2 protein-coding genes are annotated in these 1,317 nt (G+C 66.7%); one reads left to right on the forward strand and one right to left on the reverse strand.

Annotation, left to right across the window (positions count from 1 at the left end; translation table 11 throughout):
* Positions 1-91 precede the first annotated feature (91 nt).
* Positions 92-938, forward strand: a protein-coding gene (locus RR49_RS15215; protein ID WP_233449959.1) for an IS5 family transposase whose coding sequence is annotated in 2 segments (ribosomal slippage) — positions 92-397 and positions 399-938 — 846 coding nt in all. Because the reading frame shifts where the segments join, the coding sequence is not laid out codon by codon here.
* Here the strand turns inward: RR49_RS15215 and RR49_RS00080 are convergent.
* On the reverse strand, positions 919-1,248 hold the full coding sequence (locus tag RR49_RS00080) for a hypothetical protein (RefSeq protein WP_026095586.1): 330 nt from the start codon (positions 1,246-1,248) through the stop codon (positions 919-921). The two genes, RR49_RS15215 and RR49_RS00080, sit on opposite strands and share 20 nt — an antisense overlap.
* Positions 1,249-1,317: the final 69 nt, after the last annotated feature.

Genomic DNA, 1,317 nt, shown 5'->3' on the forward strand with positions numbered 1-1,317 from the left:
CTAGGGCGTGTTGATCAAGAGGTTCCGCTCCTCGGTGGGTGAGTCTTGAACGGTGACGCGACAGGAGATCTCTGACGAGGTGTGGGCCGTGATGGAGCCGTTGATGCCGACGGTGACCGGTCGGTCGCGGCCGTGGACGGATCACCGGCTCGCTATCGAGGGGATGGCGTGGAAGTACCGGACCGGTGCGCCGTGGCGTGACGTTCCGGAACGGTTCGGGAAGTGGAACTCGATCTACAAGCGGTTCAACCGGTGGGCCGGGGACGGCACCTGGCAGAAGCTGCTCACCGAGGTGCAGAAGCAGGCCGACGCCGCTGGGGAAATCGACTGGGTCGTCTCGATCGACTCCACGATCGCGCGCGTGCATCAGCACGGCGCGACCCTCGCCCGGGACACAGGGGGCTGTGCCGAATCACAAGAATCCGTGGTCCGAGCCGCCTGATCACGGGATCGGACGCTCCCGCGGCGGGCTGACGACCAAACTGCACCTGGTCTGCGACGGCCGCGGCCGGCCGCTGAGCATGATGATCACCGCCGGGAACATCAACGACACCACGATGATGAGCGCGGTGCTGGAGAACATCCGCGTTCCCCGCGACGGGAAGGGCCGCCCCCGCACCCGCCCCGACCGGGTGCTCGCCGACAAGGGGTACCCCTCAAGGGCGAACCGCGCCTGGCTCCGCGACCGGAGGATCGCGGCGACCATCCCCGAGCGGGACGACCAGATCGCGCACCGCCGCAAGAAGCCGGGCCGGCCGATCGCTTTCGGCGACAAGCAGAAGGAACGCTACAAGGGACGCAACGTCGTAGAACGCTGCTTCAACCGTCTCAAGCAGTGGCGCGGCATCGCGATGCGCTCGGACAAACTCGCCCGCAACTACCGAGCCGCCGTCAGCCTCGCCGCGGCGCTGATCTGGATCAAGACCGATCTCCGCTGAGCGCTTCGCGCTCCTGCAGCGTGCGCTCAAGCTGTCCCACCGTCGGCGCACCCGCAAAGCCGCGCTCGGTCAGATAGACCCTGCACGCCAAGTCGGCAGTGTTCCCCTGGGACGGGAACAAGTCCTGACCGTCCAGAAGAATCGTGGGCGAGCCCGCGAAACCAGAGCTCACCGCCTCAGCCTCGGTGCGGATCAACACGAACTCCACCGGAACATCGCCCCGTCCGATCGAGTCGAGCACCAGCCGTACTCGATCGCCCGCCTCCTGCCAATTCGGGCAATCCTCGATATGCAGCACCTGGATCTTCACACGCCCATTCTCCCGCGCAACTCGCGGCGGCTGGCCACCCCGCACCTTCTTGATCAACACGCCCTAGCG

The sequence above is a fragment of the Microbacterium ginsengisoli genome (assembly GCF_000956535.1).
Classification (GTDB): Bacteria; Actinomycetota; Actinomycetes; order Actinomycetales; family Microbacteriaceae; genus Microbacterium; species Microbacterium ginsengisoli.